The organism is Streptomyces sp. NPDC051310 (assembly GCF_044455245.1).
In the GTDB taxonomy this organism is placed as follows: Bacteria; Actinomycetota; Actinomycetes; order Streptomycetales; family Streptomycetaceae; genus Streptomyces.
The window spans coordinates 28,261-44,741 of record NZ_JBITEO010000009.1 but is presented as its reverse complement, the minus strand read 5'-3'; the positions used below and the strand labels follow the sequence as shown (position 1 = coordinate 44,741).

Here is a 16,481-nt window from a genome sequence, read left to right as displayed (position 1 = left end):
CAACAGGAGCCAGGAGGCCGCACGATGACCGTCCACGAAGGCACCGGGACCGCACCGGGCACCGGCAAAGCGCCGCGGGGCAACCGCATCCACCACGTACGAGCCGGCGAGTTGCACGGCCACGCCGCTCTCAGCGGCAGCACCGTCGGCTCCAAGAAGCTCTGGATGGGACTGGTGGAGAACCCGCCGCTGAGCGCGACGGACAACCATCACCACGGCGATTCGGAGGCGGGGATCTACGTGGTCAGCGGACACCCCGTGTTCGTTCACCACGACGGCCGGCAGGAGGTGCGGATCTCCGCCGGGCCCGGCGACTTCCTGCTGGTCCCGCCGTTCGTCCCCCACCGCGAGGAGAATCCGGACCCGGACGAGCCGGTGGTCGTCGTGATCGCACGGACCACGCAGGAACCGATCAAGGTCTCGGTGCCCGAGCTGTACCACCTCGACGAGGCGGACGGCACCGACGCGACGCACGGCACCGACAAGCCGTAGGACCGGCGCTCCCTGCCCGAGCCCGCCGGCCCGCTCCGCGGTCGTCGCCCCCGGATTCGCCGCCGCGGAGGGGGCGAGGCGACCGGCCGGAGTCTAGAGGAACGTCCGGCCCTCGCCCCGGTACGTCGGCACGGTCGCCGTCACCCGGTCGCCCTCGACCAGGTGCAGCGCGTCGAACCGCTCGCACAGCTCACCGGCCTTCGCGTGCCGGAACCACACCTTGTCCCCGATCAGCAGGTCGTCGGCGGGTGAGCCCAGCAGCGGCGTCTGCACCTCGCCCGCCCCTTCCTGGGGGTCGTAGCGCAGCCCCTCCGGAAGGTACGGGACGGGCAGCCGGTCCCGGCCCGCCGCGCCGGACGCGGGGTAGCCGCCCCCGAGCACGGTCACCACGCCCACGCCGGGGCGGCGGACGACCGGCTGCGCGAACAGCGCGGCCGGACGGCCCGTGAACGACGTGTAGTTGTCGAACAGCCGCGGCGTGTAGAGCCCCGAACCGGCCGCGATCTCGGTCACCGCGGCCTCGGCCGCCGTGTGCTGCACGCTGCCGGTGCCGCCGCCGTTGACGAACTCCAGCTCCGGCGCGACCGCGCGCACCGCGTCCACCACGGCCGCCCGCCGCACGGCCAGCTCGCGGCGGGCCGCCGCCTGCATCAGACGCACGGCCCGCGACCGCAGCGGCCGCCCGGCGACCGCGTCACCGACACCGGCGACGTGTCCCTCGTACGCCATGAGCCCGACGAGCCGGAACCCCGGCCGCCGCGCCACGGTACGGGCCACCTCCGCCACCTGTGCGGCCGTGCGGAGCGGCGAACGCCGGGCCCCGACCCGTACCCGCCCGCCGAGCAGGTGCAGCGACGTGTCCAGCTCCAGGCACACCCGGATCTCCTCGGTGCCGCCGTCGCGCGCCGCGTCGATCAGGTCCAGCTGCGCGGGGTCGTCCACCATCACGGTCACCGCGGCCGCGAGCTTGGCGTCACCGGCCAGCCCGGCGAATCCCGCCCGGTCCGCCGACGGATACGCGAGGAGTACGTCGTCGAACCCGGCCCGCGCCAGCCACAGCGACTCCTCCAGGGTGAACGACATGATCCCCGCGAAGCCGTCCCGTGCGAGCACCCGCTCCAGCAGCGCCCGGCACCGCACGGACTTGCTCGCCACGCGCAGCGGCTTCCCGCCGGCCCGGCGGACCAGATCGGCTGCGTTCGCGTCGAACGCCTCCAGATCGACGACCGCGAGCGGCGCGTCGAGGTGGGCGGTGGCCCGGTCGTACCGGGCCCGGTCAGCGGCACGGGGAGTCATGGCCCGAGCCTGCCAGACCGTGCTACCTCCGGGTAGGGGGATGTTCCGGTCAGATCCTCCCCGAGCTGCGGCCTCGTTGCGGCGCACCTGGGCGGAAGCCGTAAAGTGACGACACGCGCTGATGAACGGGCCTGCCCCGCAACGCGATCCGGACGACACGCAGGGGGGCGGATGAGCACCGAAGCACGACGCCCCGCCTCCCGCATCTCGGAGGCGTTCCTCCCACCGGACGCCCCTGCGCAGACCCCTCCGAAAGCCCCGCCCGTTCCGGCACCCGCCCGGCCCACGGAGCCCCCGTCGTCCTCTCCCGCTCCCGCCTCCGGCACGCCCGCGCCTTCCACCGCCGTCGACCGCGGCACGCCGCCCTCTCCTGCTCCCGCGTCCGCCCCGCAGGCCCCGCAGGCCGCGCAGGCCGCGCAGACCCCGCGAACCCCACCGGCCCCCGCGGCGCCTCGGAGCGCGCCCGCCCCCGGCCGGCCGGCGGCCCCTGCGGCACGCCCGGGCACCCCCACGCCCCCGGCGCCGGCGCCTCGGCGCGCGGCGGGGCCCATGCCCCCGGAGGCACCGGGGCAGGCCCCGGCCGCCGGCCGGACCACCCCGCCCGCCGCCCCCGCCGGCCGCGCGATACCGCCGGGCCCCCTACCGCCCGCCCGGCCGCCGCACCCGGCCGGCGTGCCCGCCGCGGGCGAGCGTCCGGCGACGGAGACCACCACACGCCTGCGGCCCGTACCGGCGGAGCCCACCCGGCGGCGGCCCGTCGGGGCCGTCACCCTCGGGCCCGCGCCGGGAGCCGGGGCGTACGGGACGCAGCCGTCGTACTGGGGGCCGCCCCCCGCCGAAGCCCCCGTGGAGACCACCACCCGCCTGCGGCCCGTCCAGGAGCGGCACCCGGGGCGGGCCCGGGCCGCCCTCGCCTGCCTCGTCCTCGGGCTCGGGTGCATCGGCGGGGCCGCGGCCGGAGCGTGGCTCGTGGGCGACGCCGACACCGGGGCCCCCTCCCGTACGGCCTACTCCGAGGCGCGCACCCTCTGGCACAGCGCCCCCGTCGACACCCTCTTCCCGCGCACGCTGCGGGGTGACGGAGCCGGACCCGGCCGGGCCGACCGGGTCTGGTCGCGCGTCGCCGTCGCGCCCGACGGCCCCTGCGCGGGCGCGCTCGACCCGCTGCTCGTCAAGGCGCTGCAACCCGTCGGCTGCGCGCGCGTACTGCGCGCCACGTACACCGACGCCACGTCCACCAGCGTCACCACCGTCGGCATGGTCTTCACCGAGGCCGACGCCCCTGCCATGGCCGGCCTGCACGCCCGCTTCGGCGACGAGGGCCTCGACGAGCGCACCGACCTGATGCCCCGCACCCTCCCGGCGCCCGGCACCGTCGCCGCGCGCTTCGGCGACGAGCAGCGCGCCAGCTGGCGGGTGCGGGTGCTCACCGAAGCACCGGTGGTCGTCTACGCCGTGTCCGGCTTCGCCGACGGCCGCACCGTGCCCGACCCGCAGCCCGCCACCGAGGCGATGGCCGCCGGCCGGACCACCGCCGCCGCCCAGGCGGGGCTCGGCCACGAGGCCAAGGGCATCGCCGACCGGATCGAACGGGGCCTGCGCGTGGCGGTGGCCCGGCGGACCGCCGAGGAGCCGACGTGAGACGACGACGCCCCCGCATCCTCGCCGCCCTCCTCGCGACCGGGATCGCCACGGGTCTGACCGTGCTGCCCGCCGCCCCCGCCCACGCCGACGCGATCCGCACCCAGCAGTGGGGCCTGGAGGCGCTGCACACCGCCGAGGCGTGGCGCACCACCAAGGGCGCGGGCATCACCGTCGCCGTCCTCGACACCGGTGTCGACCCCACCCACCCCGACCTCGCCGGCAACGTCCTGCCCGGCAAGGACCTCATCGGCTTCGGCGCCGGTTCCGGCGACCGCGCGTGGGCCCGCCACGGCACCGCCATGGCCGGCATCATCGCGGGCCACGGCCACGGCCCGGGGAACCAGGACGGAGTCCTCGGCATCGCGCCCGAGGCGCGGATCCTCCCCGTCCGCGTCATCCTCGAAGGCACCGACCCCGCCCGCAACAAGGCCCGCGCCACCCGCGGCACCGCCCTCGCCCGGGGCATCCGCTGGGCCGTCGACCAGGGCGCCGACGTGATCAACCTCTCCCTCGGCGACGACAGCAAGTCGGCCCACGCCGACGCCGCCGAGGACGCCGCGGTCCAGTACGCCCTGGCCAAGGGCGTGTCCGTGGTGGCCTCGGCGGGCAACGGCGGCGAGAAGGGCGACCACATCTCCTACCCCGCCGCCTACCCGGGGGTCATCGCCGTCACCGCCGTCGACCGCTACGGCACGCACGCGGCCTTCTCGACCAGCCGCTGGTACGCCACCGTCAGCGCACCCGGCGTCGACATCGTCATCGCGGACCCGGACCGCAAGTACTACCAGGGCTGGGGCACCAGCGCGGCCTCCGCGTTCGTCTCCGGAGCCGTCGCCCTCGTCCGCTCCGCCCACCCGGACCTCACCCCCGCGCAGATCAAGAAGCTGCTCACGGACACGGCCCGCGACCGTCCCGCGGGCGGCGGCCACGACGACGACAAGGGGTACGGGACGGTGGACCCGGCCGCCGCGATCGCCGCGGGCGCGAAGCTGCGCCCCGGCGACCCCAAGGCCGTCACCTCCGGCTACACGGGGCGCTACTTCGGCGACGGGCCGGTGGCGGCACAGGCGGAGCGGACGGCCCTCGGGCTGCTCGCCCCGGTCACCGGCGGCGTCGGCGTCGCGCTGGTGGCGGTGGCGGTGGTGCTGTGGCGCGGGGGCGGCGCGGCACGCCGCTGAGACCCGGTTAGGCTCGACGCGTGGCGCTCAAGAACATCCCCGACCCCGGTTTCTCCGACGACGACGGCACCGCCGACCCCGAGCTCTCGGCGGCCCTCGCCGCCTGGGCCGCGGACCGGTCCGCGGAACCGCGCGTGCTGGCCGCCCTCAAGGGCGCCCGGCTGCTCGTCCCGGTCGTGGCCGTCCTCGGCGAGGTCGAGGAGGACGAGAACGGGCTGCGCCGCGAGAAGACCAGCGACATGGCCGTGCCGACGCTCACCGCCGGCGACCGCCGCGCGCTGCCCGCCTTCACCTCCCTGGCGTCCCTGGCGCTCTGGGACCCGCAGGCCCGCCCCGTCGCCGTACCGCTGCACCAGGCGCTGCAGGCCGCCGCGCACGAGAAGGCGGACACGCTGGTGCTGGACCTCGCGGGCCCCGTGCCGTACCAGCTGACCGGACGGGCCCTGCTCGCCCTGGCCGAGGGCCGTACGACCACCGACCCGCTCGCCGACCCGGCCGTCACGCGGGCCGTGCGCGACGTGGTGGCGGCCGAGCCCGCGGTGCTGCGGGCCCACCTGGGCCGGGGCGCCGCGGACGGGACGCTCGCCCTGGTCCTGGCTCCCGACGCGGTGCCCGCCGAGGCGGCCGGCCGTGTCGCCCGCGCGCTCGCGGCCGACGAAACACTGAGGGCCCGCCTGGTGCGGGGCCTCGACCTGGCACTCCTGCCGGCCGCGGCCACGCCCCCGGGCGAGCCCTTCTACGTACGGAACTGACCTGCGCGGCCGCGGCCCCTGCCCGGGCCCGAGCCGCGGGGGGCTCAGCCGAACACCGGCCCCGTGTACTTCTCGCCCGGCCCCTGCCCCGGCTCGTCCGGGACGACCGACGCCTCGCGGAACGCCAGCTGCAGCGACTTCAGGCCGTCGCGCAGCGGCGCCGCGTGGAACGAGCTGATCTCCGTGACGCTCGCGTCCAGCAGGCCCGCCAGCGCGTGGACCAGCTTGCGCGCCTCGTCGAGGTCCTTGTGCTCGTCGCCCTCCTCGGTGAGCCCGAGCTTCACCGCCGCGGCGCTCATCAGGTTGACGGCGACCGTCACGATCACCTCGACCGCGGGGACCTCCGCGATGTCGCGGGTCATGGTCTCGAAGTCGGTGGTCTCGGAGGCGGAGGGGTTGCTCGGCGTGGCGTCACTCATGACGCCCACGATAGGCGCCCTCTCCCGGTTAGCCGCACCCGGCCGGAGCTGGTAACCTGGTGTGACGACCGGCCGGACACGACTCGTGCTCCGGCCCACAAGTGGAGGCTCCGCTCTCCCACCTGGCCGTCCTCCGGGACGGCGGGTCACCGGTCAGGTGGCGACCATCGTTCCGTACGGACGATGGTGCCGCCCGAATGTGCGCCCCGCGGTACGCCGTGGCGGTGCTCCGGTAGCACGAGGAGCCCCGCCTGTGTCCCGTCCGGGGCATTTTTCATGCACCGGCGCGGTTGGTCTCACACAACAGACGTTACGCGTCCGTCCGCCAGGCGGTCGCGTGGTGCTACCGAGGAGGATCCATCAGCGCCGAGCCCCGCATCAACGACCGGATTCGCGTTCCCGAGGTGCGACTTGTCGGTCCCAGCGGCGAGCAGGTCGGGATTGTTCCGCTTGCCAAGGCCCTGGAGCTTGCGCAGGAGTACGACCTCGACCTCGTCGAGGTCGCGGCGAACGCCCGCCCGCCCGTGTGCAAGCTCATGGACTACGGGAAGTTCAAGTACGAGTCGGCCATGAAGGCCCGTGAGGCGCGCAAGAACCAGGCGCACACGGTCATCAAGGAGATGAAGCTCCGGCCGAAGATCGACCCGCACGACTATGACACCAAGAAGGGTCACGTCGTCCGGTTCCTCAAGCAGGGCGACAAGGTCAAGATCACGATCATGTTCCGTGGTCGCGAGCAGTCCCGGCCGGAGCTCGGCTACCGGCTGCTGCAGCGGCTGGCGGAGGACGTCCAGGACCTCGGGTTCATCGAGTCGAACCCGAAGCAGGACGGCCGCAACATGATCATGGTTCTCGGTCCGCACAAGAAGAAGACCGAGGCCATGGCCGAGGCCCGCGAGGCGCAGGCCGCCCGCAAGGCGGAGCGCCAGGGCCAGCCCGCCCAGGCGGACGAGGACGCGCAGGCCGAGGTGCCCGCCGAGGCCGAGCAGTCCGCCCCGTAGGCCCGAGGCCCCGCCGAAGGCCTGTTTCCCGGGCACCCGCCCGGGATGCAACCGATACATCTGACGCTCCCGCGCGCCGGTCCCCGGACCGGCTGGGAGCGCCACTGACGAGGAGAGAACGGCGCTATGCCGAAGAACAAGACGCACAGCGGTGCCAAGAAGCGCTTCAAGATCACCGGCTCCGGCAAGGTGCTGCGCGAGCGCGCCGGCAAGCGCCACCTGCTCGAGCACAAGTCGTCCAAGCTGACGCGTCGCCTCACCGGCAACGCCGAGATGGCCCCGGGTGACAGCGCCAAGATCAAGAAGATGCTGGGCATCTGACTGACCTCCCGCCCTCGGTGACGAGGGCATCCGGTCACCACCGGGACCCAATCGTTTCCGGGTCGTGTGAGTCCAACCACGGCCCCGCTACAAGGAGTTAACACGTGGCACGCGTCAAGCGGGCAGTCAACGCCCACAAGAAGCGCCGGGCGATCCTCGAGCAGGCCAGCGGTTACCGCGGCCAGCGCTCCCGCCTGTACCGCAAGGCGAAGGAGCAGGTCACCCACTCCCTCGTCTACAACTACAACGACCGCAAGAAGCGCAAGGGCGACTTCCGTCAGCTGTGGATCCAGCGCATCAACGCCGCTGCCCGCGCCAACGGCATCACCTACAACCGCTTCATCCAGGGTCTGAAGGCCGCCAACATCGAGGTGGACCGCAAGATCCTGGCCGAGCTCGCCGTCAACGACGCGGGCGCGTTCGCCGCGCTCGTCGAGGCCGCCCAGAAGGCGCTCCCGAGCGACGTCAACGCCCCGAAGGCCGCCGCCTGATCTCCCAGGCAGCAGTGCTTCCGCCCGGACCCGCAGGCCCCGCGCCTGCGGGTCCGGTCTGTTCCACCTCCGCGCGTACGAGATAGAGAGAGCCGCCGACCACCATGGGCACCCCCGAGCTGATCTCCCCGCGATCCCCGCGCGTCGTCGCCGCCCGGCGGCTCGCCAAGCGGAACTTCCGGGGCAAGGAGCGGCTGTTCATCGCCGAGGGCCCGCAGGCCGTCCGGGAGGCCGTCGCGCACCGCAGCGGAGGCGAGCCGACGCTGGTCGAGCTCTTCACCACCCTGGACGCCGCCGAGCGGTACGCCGACATCGTCGCGGCCGCCCGCGCCACCGGCGCCCGCGTCCACCACGCCTCCGACGCCGTGCTCGCCGAGGTCTCGCAGACCGTCACGCCGCAGGGGCTCCTCGGGGTCTGCCGCTTCCTCGACTCGCCCTTCGAGGACATCCTCACGGGCCGCCCCCGGCTCGTCGCCGTGCTCGCCCACGTACGCGACCCCGGCAACGCCGGGACCGTGCTGCGGTGCGCCGACGCCGCCGGCGCGGACGCCGTCGTGCTCACCGACGCCTCCGTCGACCTGTACAACCCCAAGGCCGTGCGCGCCTCGGTCGGCTCCGTCTTCCACCTCCCCGTCGCCGTCGGTGTCCCCGTGGAGCAGGCCGTCGCCGGACTCCGGCGCGCGGGCGTACGGGTCCTCGCCGCCGACGGGGCCGGCGAGGCCGACCTCGACGACGAGCTCGACGCGGGCACCATGGGCGGTCCCACCGCCTGGATCTTCGGCAACGAAGCCTGGGGCCTGCCCGAGGAGACCCGCGCGCTCGCCGACGCCGTGGTGCGCGTACCGATCCACGGCAAGGCCGAGAGCCTGAACCTGGCGACCGCCGCGGCCGTATGTCTCTACGGCTCCGCCCGTGCGCAGCGCGCTGCCGGAGGGTGCCGCTCCGTCACCTCCACCTAGTAGGCTGACGGGCTCGGGGGCCCACTGCGCTAGACGGAGGGGTGGGATTGCGGGGATGACGCTCAGGACGAGCAGGCCGGCGGCGGCGCCGGGCGCTTTACTGGACGTGCCCGGAGCCTGCGGAACGCCCGGCGAGGCCGGGACGCCCGCCGCCGCGCCCGCGGGCCACGCGTACGATCCCGACGAGCTGCCCGACGGCCTCGTCGTCGCCGACGAGCACGGCCGCGTCGTGTGCTTCAACACCGCGGCCGAGCGCATCACCGCGGTGCCCCGCGCGGAGGCCCTCGGCCGCCCCCTGGAGCTCGCCCTCCCTCTGGAGGACCTCAAGGGCCGCCGCTGGTGGCAGCTGACCGACCCCTACGGCGGGCTCGCCATCCGCGTCCGGCAGCCCGAGCGCAACCTGCTGCTGCCCGGTGGCCGCGAGGTCCTCGTCGCCGCCACGTACGTCCGCGAGCACCCCACCGGGCCGGTCCGCAAGGTCGTCGTCACCCTGCGCGGCACCGAGGCGCGCCGCCGCACCGAGCGCAGCCACGCCGAGCTGATCGCCACCGTCGCCCACGAACTGCGCTCCCCGCTCACCTCCGTCAAGGGCTTCACCGCGACCCTGCTCGCCAAGTGGGAGCGGTTCACCGACGACCAGAAGCGGCTGATGCTGGAGACGGTCGACGCCGACGCCAACCGCGTCACCCGGCTCATCGCCGAGCTGCTCGACATCTCCCGAATAGACTCCGGCCGCCTCGAGGTGCGCCGCCAGCCCGTCGACATCGCCGCCGCCGTCGGCCGCCACATCCAGGCCCACACCGCCCGGGGGCAGTCCCCGGACCGGTTCTTCGTCCGCGTGCGCCGCCCGCTGCCCGATCTGTGGGCCGACCCCGACAAGATCGACCAGGTGCTGGGCAACCTGCTCGAAAATGCGGTGCGGCACGGCGAGGGAACCGTCACCATCGAGGTGGCACCCACCGGCACCGACGACGAGAAGGGAACGGCCGTCACCGTGAGCGACGAAGGACCCGGCATTCCCGAGGAGTCGATGGGCCGCGTGTTCACCCGCTTCTGGCGGGGCAGCAAGCGCGGCGGGACCGGTCTCGGCCTGTACATCGTCAAGGGCATCGTCGAGGCGCACGGTGGGACGATCACCGTCGGCCGGGGACCGGCCGGCGGCGCCGAGTTCCGATTTACGCTGCCCGTGGGCGCCCCCGCCTATCTGACCTGACAGAGGCGGCACAGGAGTCCACGGGCTGATCCGCGGCGCACCCGCCACCCCATACCCCGTTAGACTCGTCCTTTGGCACCTTTGCGTCCTCGGTCGTCGAGCGGGGGCCCCAGCCAGCCCATCGGAAGTACGGGAAGAGATGTCGGCACCCAATAAGTCGTACGACCCTGTCGAGGTCGAGGCACTGAAACCGGAAGAGATCGAGCGCATGCGGGACGAGGCGCTCGCCGCCTTCGCCGCCGCCGGTGACCTCGACGCGCTCCACGAGGCCAAGGTCGCGCACACCGGACCCGCCTCGCCGCTCGCGCTCGCCAACCGGGAGATCGGCGCCCTGCCCCCGCACGCCAAGGCCGAGGCCGGCAAGCGCGTGGGCCAGGCCCGCGGTGCCGTGAACAAGGCACTCGCCGCCCGCCAGACCGAGCTGGAGGCCGAGCGCGACGCCCATGTGCTGGTCGAGGAGGCCGTGGACGTCACACTGCCCTACGACCGCACCCCGGCCGGCGCCCGCCACCCGCTCACCACGCTCATGGAGCGCCTCGAGGACATCTTCGTGGGCATGGGCTACGAGGTCGCGGAGGGCCCCGAGGTCGAGTCCGAGTGGCTCAACTTCGACGCGCTCAACATCGCCGTCGACCACCCCGCCCGCGGGGAGCAGGACACCTTCTTCGTCGCCGACGAGAAGGGCACGTCCGGCTCCGGCGTCGTGCTGCGCACCCACACCTCGCCCGTCCAGGTCCGCTCCATGCTCGACCGCGAGCCGCCGCTGTACGTGATCTGCCCCGGCCGCGTGTACCGCACGGACGAGCTGGACGCCACGCACACCCCGGTGTTCCACCAGGTCGAGCTGCTCGCCGTCGACGAGGGCCTCACCATGGCGGACCTCAAGGGCACCCTCGACCACATGGTCCAGGCGCTCTTCGGCGGGGAGGGCATGAAGACCCGGCTGCGGCCGAACTTCTTCCCCTTCACCGAGCCGTCCGCCGAGATGGACATGGTCTGCTACGTGTGCCGCGGCGAGTCCGTCGGCAACCCGGACCGCCCCTGCCGCACCTGCTCCAGCGAGGGCTGGATCGAGCTCGGCGGCTGCGGCATGGTCAACCCCAAGGTGCTCACCGCCTGCGGCGTGGACCCCGAGAAGTACAGCGGATTCGCCTTCGGGTTCGGCATCGAGCGGATGCTGATGTTCCGCCACAACGTCGAAGACATGCGAGACATGGTCGAGGGTGACGTCCGGTTCACCCGGCCGTTCGGGATGGAGATCTGATGCGGGTCCCGCTTTCGTGGCTGCGGGAGTACGTCGACCTGCCGGCGACGGAGACCGGCCGAGACGTACAGACCAGGCTCATCGCGGCCGGTCTCGAGGTGGAGACCGTCGAGCAGCTCGGCGCCGGCCTCAAGGGCCCGCTGGTCGTCGGCCAGGTCCTCACCATCGAGGAGCTGACCGAGTTCAAGAAGCCCATCCGCTTCTGCACCGTCGACGTCGGCGCGGCCAACGGCACCGGCGAGCCCCAGGAGATCATCTGCGGGGCGCGCAACTTCGCCGTGGGCGACAAGGTCGTCGTGGCCCTGCCCGGCGCGGTCCTGCCCGGTGACTTCCAGATCGCCGAGCGCAAGACGTACGGCCGGATGTCCCGCGGCATGATCTGCTCCGGTGACGAGCTGGGCATGGGTGACGACGGCACTCACGGCATCATCGTGCTGCCGCCGGAGATCGAGGTCGGCATCGACGCGGAGCAGCTGCTGGAGCTGCACGACGAGGTCCTCGACATCGCCGTCACCCCGGACCGCGGCTACTGCCTGTCCCTGCGCGGTGTCGCCCGCGAGGCCGCCACCGCCTACGGGCTGCCGCTGCGCGACCCGGCCCTCCTCGACGTGCCGGCGCCGAACTCGTACGGCTATCCCGTGAAGGTCACCGACCCCGTCGGCTGCGACCGCTTCACCGCGCGGACGGTCGTCGGGCTCGACCCCGAGGCCCGCTCGCCGATCTGGCTGCGCCGCCGCCTGCAGAAGGCCGGCATGCGGCCGATCTCACTCGCCGTCGACGTCACCAACTACGTGATGCTCGAACTCGGCCAGCCGCTGCACGCCTACGACCGCACCCGCGTCCAGGGCGCGATCGGCGTGCGCCGTGCCGAGCCCGGCGAGAAGATCACCACGCTCGACGGTGCCCAGCGCGTCCTCGACGCCGAGGACCTGGTCATCACGGACGACCGCGGGCCCATCGGCCTCGCGGGCGTGATGGGCGGCGCCAACACCGAGATCGCCGACTCCGTCACCGACCCGGAGACGGGCGAGGTGCGCGGGACCACCGACGTGGTCATCGAGGCGGCGCACTTCGACGCGATCTCCATCGCCCGCACGGCACGCCGCCACAAGCTGTCCTCCGAGGCGTCCCGGCGCTTCGAGCGCGGTGTCGACCCGCAGGCCGCGGCCGCCGCGGCGCAGCGCACCGTCGACCTGCTGGTCCTCCTCGCGGGCGGCACCGCCGAGGCCGGCGTCACCGAGGTCATCGCGCCGTCCGCGCCGCGCACGGTCACGATGCGCGCCGACCACCCCGACCGGGTCGCCGGCGTCTCCTACGGCCGCGAGACCGTCGTGCGCCGACTGCAGGAGGTCGGCTGCGACGTCTACGGGCAGGACGAGCTCACCGTCACCGTGCCGTCGTGGCGCCCCGACCTCGCCCACCCGAACGACCTCGCCGAAGAGGTCATCCGGCTGGAGGGGTACGAGAACCTCCCGTCCACGCTGCCCCAGCCGCCGTCCGGCCGCGGGCTGACCGCCCGCCAGCGGCTGCACCGCCGTGTCGGCCGGGCGCTGGCCGGTGCCGGGTACGTCGAGGCGCCCAACTACCCCTTCGTCGCGGAGCAGGTCTTCGACCAGCTGGGCCTGGCGGCGGACGACCCGAACCGCACGGTGGTCCGGCTCGTCAACCCGCTCTCCGACGAAGAGCCGGCGATGCGCACCACGCTGCTGCCCGGGCTGCTCGGCGCGCTGCGCCGCAACGACGGACGCGGCAGCCACGACCTGGCGCTGTTCGAGACCGGGCTGGTCTTCCACCCGGCCGGTGAAGCGGGCACCACGATCGTGCTGCCCGTCGACCGCCGTCCCACCGACGAGGAGATCGCACGGCTCAACGCTCCGCTGCCCGAGCAGCCGCGCCACGTCGCCGTCGTCCTCGCCGGGGCGCGCGAGCAGGCCGGCTGGTGGGGCAAGGACCGCCCGGCGGACTGGGCCGACGCGGTCGAGGCCGCGCGGACCGTCGCCCGCGAGGCCGGCGCCGAGCTGATCGTGCGCCAGGGCCAGTACGGGCCGTGGCACCCCGGCCGGTGCGCGGAGCTGGCGGTCGTGGCCGACGGTGCGGAGCAGATCGTCGGGTACGCCGGTGAGCTGCACCCGCGCGTCGTCAAGGCGCTGCACCTGCCCGCCCGCACCTGCGCGATGGAGCTGAACCTCGACGCCGTCGAGCGGGCGTCCGCCGGTGCCCTGCGGGCGCCGCGGATCTCCACCTTCCCGGTCGCCACGCAGGACGTCGCACTGGTCGTCGCCCAGGACGTGCCGGCCGCCGAGGTCGAGCGCGCGCTGCGGGAAGGCGCCGGCGAACTGCTGGAGGACATCCGGCTGTTCGACGTCTTCACCGGCGAGCAGATCGGTGAGGGCCGCAAGTCCCTGGCGTACGCGCTGCGTTTCCGCGCCGCCGACCGGACGCTGACCGTCGAGGAGGCCTCGGCCGCCCGCGACGCCGCGGTGGCGCTGGCCACCGAGCGCACGGGCGCGGTGCTGCGCGGCGCCTGACGGCCGATCGCCGCCCGGAGGGGCATGCCCGCAACCCCGGGCATGCCCCTTCTTCCGTCCTCCGCCGCTGTTCGCCGGACCCACCACGGGTGATCCGCGCGTCACTCGTTCGAGTGGGAAGTCTGGTGCACTTTCCCCCCGGACGGGGACGATCGACAGACTCGTCCCGACCGCGAGTGGGGCCTGAAGAAGGGCGGTCCGCATGATCCGTACGCGATCCTGGCCTCGTCGCCTCGCCCCGCTCGCGCCGCCCGCCGTCTGGGGCGGCGTCGCCGTCCTGTGGAAGCTCACCTGTCCGCTGGCACAGCAGGAAGGGCTCGCCACCCGGATCGCCACCAGCGTGGTCTTCTTCACGGTCGGCACCGGGCTGGTGCTGGGCATCCGTTACGGCCTGGTGCGCGAGCTGAGGCAGGTCAGAGCCATCGCCCACGCCACCCAGCAGGTGCTGCTGCGCCCGCTCCCGCCCCGGCTGGACGGCCTGTCCGCCGCCGCGGGCCAGCTCTCCGCCGCCCGCGGCGCGTCCGTCGGCGGCGACCTGTACGAGGCGGTCGTCACCCCGCACGGCGTGCGGCTCGTCATCGGCGACGTGCGCGGCCACGGGCTCGGGGCTCTCGGCGCGGCCGCGGCCGTCCTCGGCAGTTTCCGGGAAGCCGCGTACGACGAGGAGCGGCTCGACGGGGTGCTGCGGCGGCTGGACCGGGCGCTGTCGCGCCACTTGCGCGAGCGGGCGCGCGAGGAACACCCCGCGTTCGGCGGGCGGTACGGGCACAGCCCGTCGGCGGAGGAGTTCGTCACCGTCCTGCTGCTGGAGATCGGCCGGGACGGGGAGGTCCTGGCGCTCAACTGCGGGCACCCCTGGCCCTACCTCCTGGGCCCCGGTGCCGAACCGGTCGCGCCCGACGACCCGCTGCCGCCGCTCGGTGCCTTCCCGCTCCCCGGCGCCCTGCCCGTGCACCGGTGCGGCCGGCTCCTGCCCGGCCAGGCGCTGTTCCTGCACACGGACGGCGCCGAGGACGCGAGGAACGCGGCGGGGCAGTTCTTCCGGCTGGACGAGGTGCTGGCGCGGGCCGCCGCGACCGGCGCGGCACCCGCCGCCGTCATCCGCAGCGTGCATTCCGCGCTGCTGCGGCACACCGGCGGCCGGCTCACCGACGACGTGGCCCTGCTCGTCGTACGCAACGACCGCGCGCCGGTGCCGGCGCAGTCCGCGGAACACGGGCTGCGCCGGACCCGGCCCGCACCCTCCCATCGGTAGCGGCTCCAGGGACGGTCGGTGCGGCCGGCGCCGCCCGCCCTGCCGCGGAGTGTCGGGCAGATCCGGCAGGACGGACGACGCGTCGGCGGGCCACCGCACTGTACGAGGGGGAGCCGGTGACCCTGCCGCCTCTGTGAGAGACCGCTCAGTCAACCGGCGCCCGGGGCATGGCGGGAGAGCACGCGGGGCACGGATACGGGCATTCCGTTCACACCCCGTGCGAATGCGACTCCACTACGCTGGGCGCACCGAGCCTTCGAAGGGGCCCCCATGCAGCCCAACACCCTGCTCGACGCCCTGCTCGACGAAGCGGGCATCTCCCATGCCGGCCTGGCCGCGCACGTCAACCAGGCGGGCCGCGCCAGAGGCCTCGCCCTGCGGTACGAACACACCGCCGTCGCCCGCTGGCTGAAGGGCCAGCGGCCGCGCGGCCAGGTGCCGGACCTGATCTGCGAGGTGCTCGGCGCGCGGCTGCACCGCCCCGTCACGCTCGACGACATCGGGCTCGGTGTCCCCGGGGACGGGGCCGCCCCGCACGGCTCGCCGCTGTCCGGCTTCGTCGAGCGGGCCACCGCCCTGTGGCGCTCCGACGAGCAGCAGCGGCCGCACATGCTGGGCGCCCCGGCGGTCACCGGCACGCCCGCGGTGATGCCCGTGTGGGAGTGGGAGAACCCGCCGGAGGACGCCGACGTCTCGCGCGACGGCCGGACGCGCGTCTCGGCCTCCGACATCCAGATGCTGCGCGCGGCGCGGGCGCACTACGAGCTGATGTACCGGAAGGCGGGCGGCATCGCCACGCGCGCCCGGATCGTCGGGTTCCTCAACGCGGAGACCGCGCCGCTCCTGCGCGGCGCCTACAGCGACGCCCTGGGCCGCCAGCTGCACCGCGCGACCGGCGGGCTGGTGGCGGTGGCCGGCATCTGCGCGTACGACTCCGACGCCCATGGCCTCGCGCAGCGCTACTTCCACCAGGCGCTGCGGCTGGCGAAGGCGAGCGGGGACCGGGGGCTCGGCGCGTACGTCATCGCGCTGCTGGTCAACCAGTCGCTGTTCATGGAGGAGTATCGGCAGGCGGTGGCGTTCGCCGAGGCGGCCCTGCGCTCGGCCGGGCAGCAGATCACCCCGGCGCTCGCCGCGGATCTGTACGCGATGCAGGCGAAGGCGTACGCGCACCTCGGTGACGGTTCCAGTGCCCTGCGGTGCATCCGGCACGCGGAGGCGGAGGCGGAGCGCATCCGGCCGGGCCGCGAGCCGGACGAGACGGGGTACGTGCAGCCGGGGCTGGTGAACGTGCAGGTGGCCGAGGCGCTGCTCAGTCTGGGGGAACTCGGCGGTGCCCGGGAACACGCGACGGCCGCCGTCCGCACGCCGGCGCACGATCGGGGGCGGGTCCACCGGCTGGCGATGCTCAGCCAGATCGAGTTGCGGCAGGGGGAGGCCGACCGGGCCGCGCGCACCGCCGTCGAAATGGCCGAGCGGGCCCGGGGGATGGAGTCGCAGCGGCTGCGGGACCGGCTGCGCGCCGTGCGCGAACACCTGGTGGAGAGCGGGTGCGGGGAGGCGCGGGAAGCGGCCGAACGCATCGACGGGGCGTTGCGCGTTCCGCTCTGACGGCCGGGGCACGAGTTTCCTCGTGAGCAGGTAGCTGCTGCGATATTGCCATCGACT

15 protein-coding genes are annotated in these 16,481 nt (G+C 74.3%); 13 read left to right on the top strand and 2 right to left on the bottom strand.

Annotation, left to right across the window (positions count from 1 at the left end; all coding sequences use genetic code 11):
* The first annotated feature begins 24 nt into the window (after positions 1–24).
* A complete protein-coding gene (locus ACIA79_RS15090; protein WP_399428686.1) occupies positions 25–492 on the top strand; it encodes a cupin domain-containing protein in 468 nt (155 codons plus the stop codon).
* 93 nt (positions 493–585) lie between these two features.
* Here ACIA79_RS15090 and ACIA79_RS15085 read toward each other — a convergent pair whose 3' ends face one another.
* Positions 586–1,788: an amino acid deaminase/aldolase gene (locus tag ACIA79_RS15085; protein ID WP_399428685.1), complete on the bottom strand. Its 1,203-nt coding sequence runs from the start codon at positions 1,786–1,788 to the stop codon at positions 586–588.
* Positions 1,789–2,505: 717 nt separating this feature from the next.
* On the opposite strand from ACIA79_RS15085, the gene ACIA79_RS15080 reads away from it, so the two are divergent.
* Genes ACIA79_RS15080 through ACIA79_RS15070 form a run of 3 tightly spaced genes read left to right on the top strand, consistent with a single transcriptional unit; the run spans position 2,506 to position 5,362 of the window.
* Positions 2,506–3,429 (top strand): hypothetical protein, encoded by a 924-nt coding sequence (locus ACIA79_RS15080; protein ID WP_399428877.1) that lies wholly within the window; start codon positions 2,506–2,508, stop codon positions 3,427–3,429.
* The gene (gene mycP, locus ACIA79_RS15075; protein WP_399428684.1) at positions 3,426–4,610 is read left to right on the top strand and encodes a type VII secretion-associated serine protease mycosin; all 1,185 of its coding nucleotides are present in this window, start codon (positions 3,426–3,428) and stop codon (positions 4,608–4,610) included. Before ACIA79_RS15080 ends, mycP begins: the two co-directional genes overlap by 4 nt.
* 20 nt (positions 4,611–4,630) lie before the next feature.
* A complete protein-coding gene (locus tag ACIA79_RS15070) occupies positions 4,631–5,362 on the top strand; it encodes an SseB family protein (RefSeq protein WP_399428683.1) in 732 nt (243 codons plus the stop codon).
* 44 nt (positions 5,363–5,406) lie between these two features.
* On the opposite strand, the gene ACIA79_RS15065 is transcribed toward ACIA79_RS15070, so the two are convergent.
* Entirely contained in the window at positions 5,407–5,781 is a 375-nt protein-coding gene (locus tag ACIA79_RS15065; RefSeq protein ID WP_031080027.1) for a DUF1844 domain-containing protein, read from the bottom strand.
* 290 nt (positions 5,782–6,071) lie between these two features.
* On the opposite strand from ACIA79_RS15065, the gene infC reads away from it, so the two are divergent.
* The 9 genes from infC to ACIA79_RS15020 all read left to right on the top strand — a co-directional run bounded on the left by infC (position 6,072) and on the right by ACIA79_RS15020 (position 16,424).
* Positions 6,072–6,782 carry a translation initiation factor IF-3 gene (infC, locus tag ACIA79_RS15060; RefSeq protein WP_399428682.1) on the top strand — a complete coding sequence of 237 codons (711 nt, stop codon included), beginning with the start codon at positions 6,072–6,074 and terminating at the stop codon, positions 6,780–6,782.
* A gap of 126 nt (positions 6,783–6,908) precedes the next feature.
* The gene (gene rpmI / locus ACIA79_RS15055) at positions 6,909–7,103 is read left to right on the top strand and encodes a 50S ribosomal protein L35 (RefSeq protein ID WP_010476245.1); all 195 of its coding nucleotides are present in this window, start codon (positions 6,909–6,911) and stop codon (positions 7,101–7,103) included.
* A 104-nt stretch (positions 7,104–7,207) separates the two neighbouring features.
* Positions 7,208–7,594, top strand: a complete 387-nt coding sequence (gene rplT / locus ACIA79_RS15050; protein WP_058944927.1) for a 50S ribosomal protein L20 — start codon at positions 7,208–7,210, stop codon at positions 7,592–7,594.
* Between the two features lie 104 nt (positions 7,595–7,698).
* Positions 7,699–8,553, top strand: coding sequence for a TrmH family RNA methyltransferase (locus tag ACIA79_RS15045; RefSeq protein WP_399428681.1), 855 nt, complete (start codon positions 7,699–7,701; stop codon positions 8,551–8,553).
* Between the two features lie 55 nt (positions 8,554–8,608).
* Positions 8,609–9,766, top strand: a complete 1,158-nt coding sequence (locus ACIA79_RS15040; protein WP_399428680.1) for an ATP-binding protein — start codon at positions 8,609–8,611, stop codon at positions 9,764–9,766.
* Between the two features lie 139 nt (positions 9,767–9,905).
* Entirely contained in the window at positions 9,906–11,030 is a 1,125-nt protein-coding gene (pheS, locus tag ACIA79_RS15035; protein WP_399428679.1) for a phenylalanine--tRNA ligase subunit alpha, read from the top strand.
* Positions 11,030–13,558, top strand: coding sequence for a phenylalanine--tRNA ligase subunit beta (gene pheT, locus ACIA79_RS15030; protein ID WP_399428677.1), 2,529 nt, complete (start codon positions 11,030–11,032; stop codon positions 13,556–13,558). Before pheS ends, pheT begins: the two co-directional genes overlap by 1 nt.
* 202 nt (positions 13,559–13,760) lie before the next feature.
* Positions 13,761–14,813, top strand: coding sequence for a PP2C family protein-serine/threonine phosphatase (locus tag ACIA79_RS15025; protein ID WP_399428676.1), 1,053 nt, complete (start codon positions 13,761–13,763; stop codon positions 14,811–14,813).
* Positions 14,814–15,083: 270 nt separating this feature from the next.
* Complete coding sequence (locus ACIA79_RS15020) at positions 15,084–16,424, top strand: transcriptional regulator (protein ID WP_399428675.1); 1,341 nt, start codon at positions 15,084–15,086, stop codon at positions 16,422–16,424.
* Positions 16,425–16,481 lie beyond the last annotated feature (57 nt).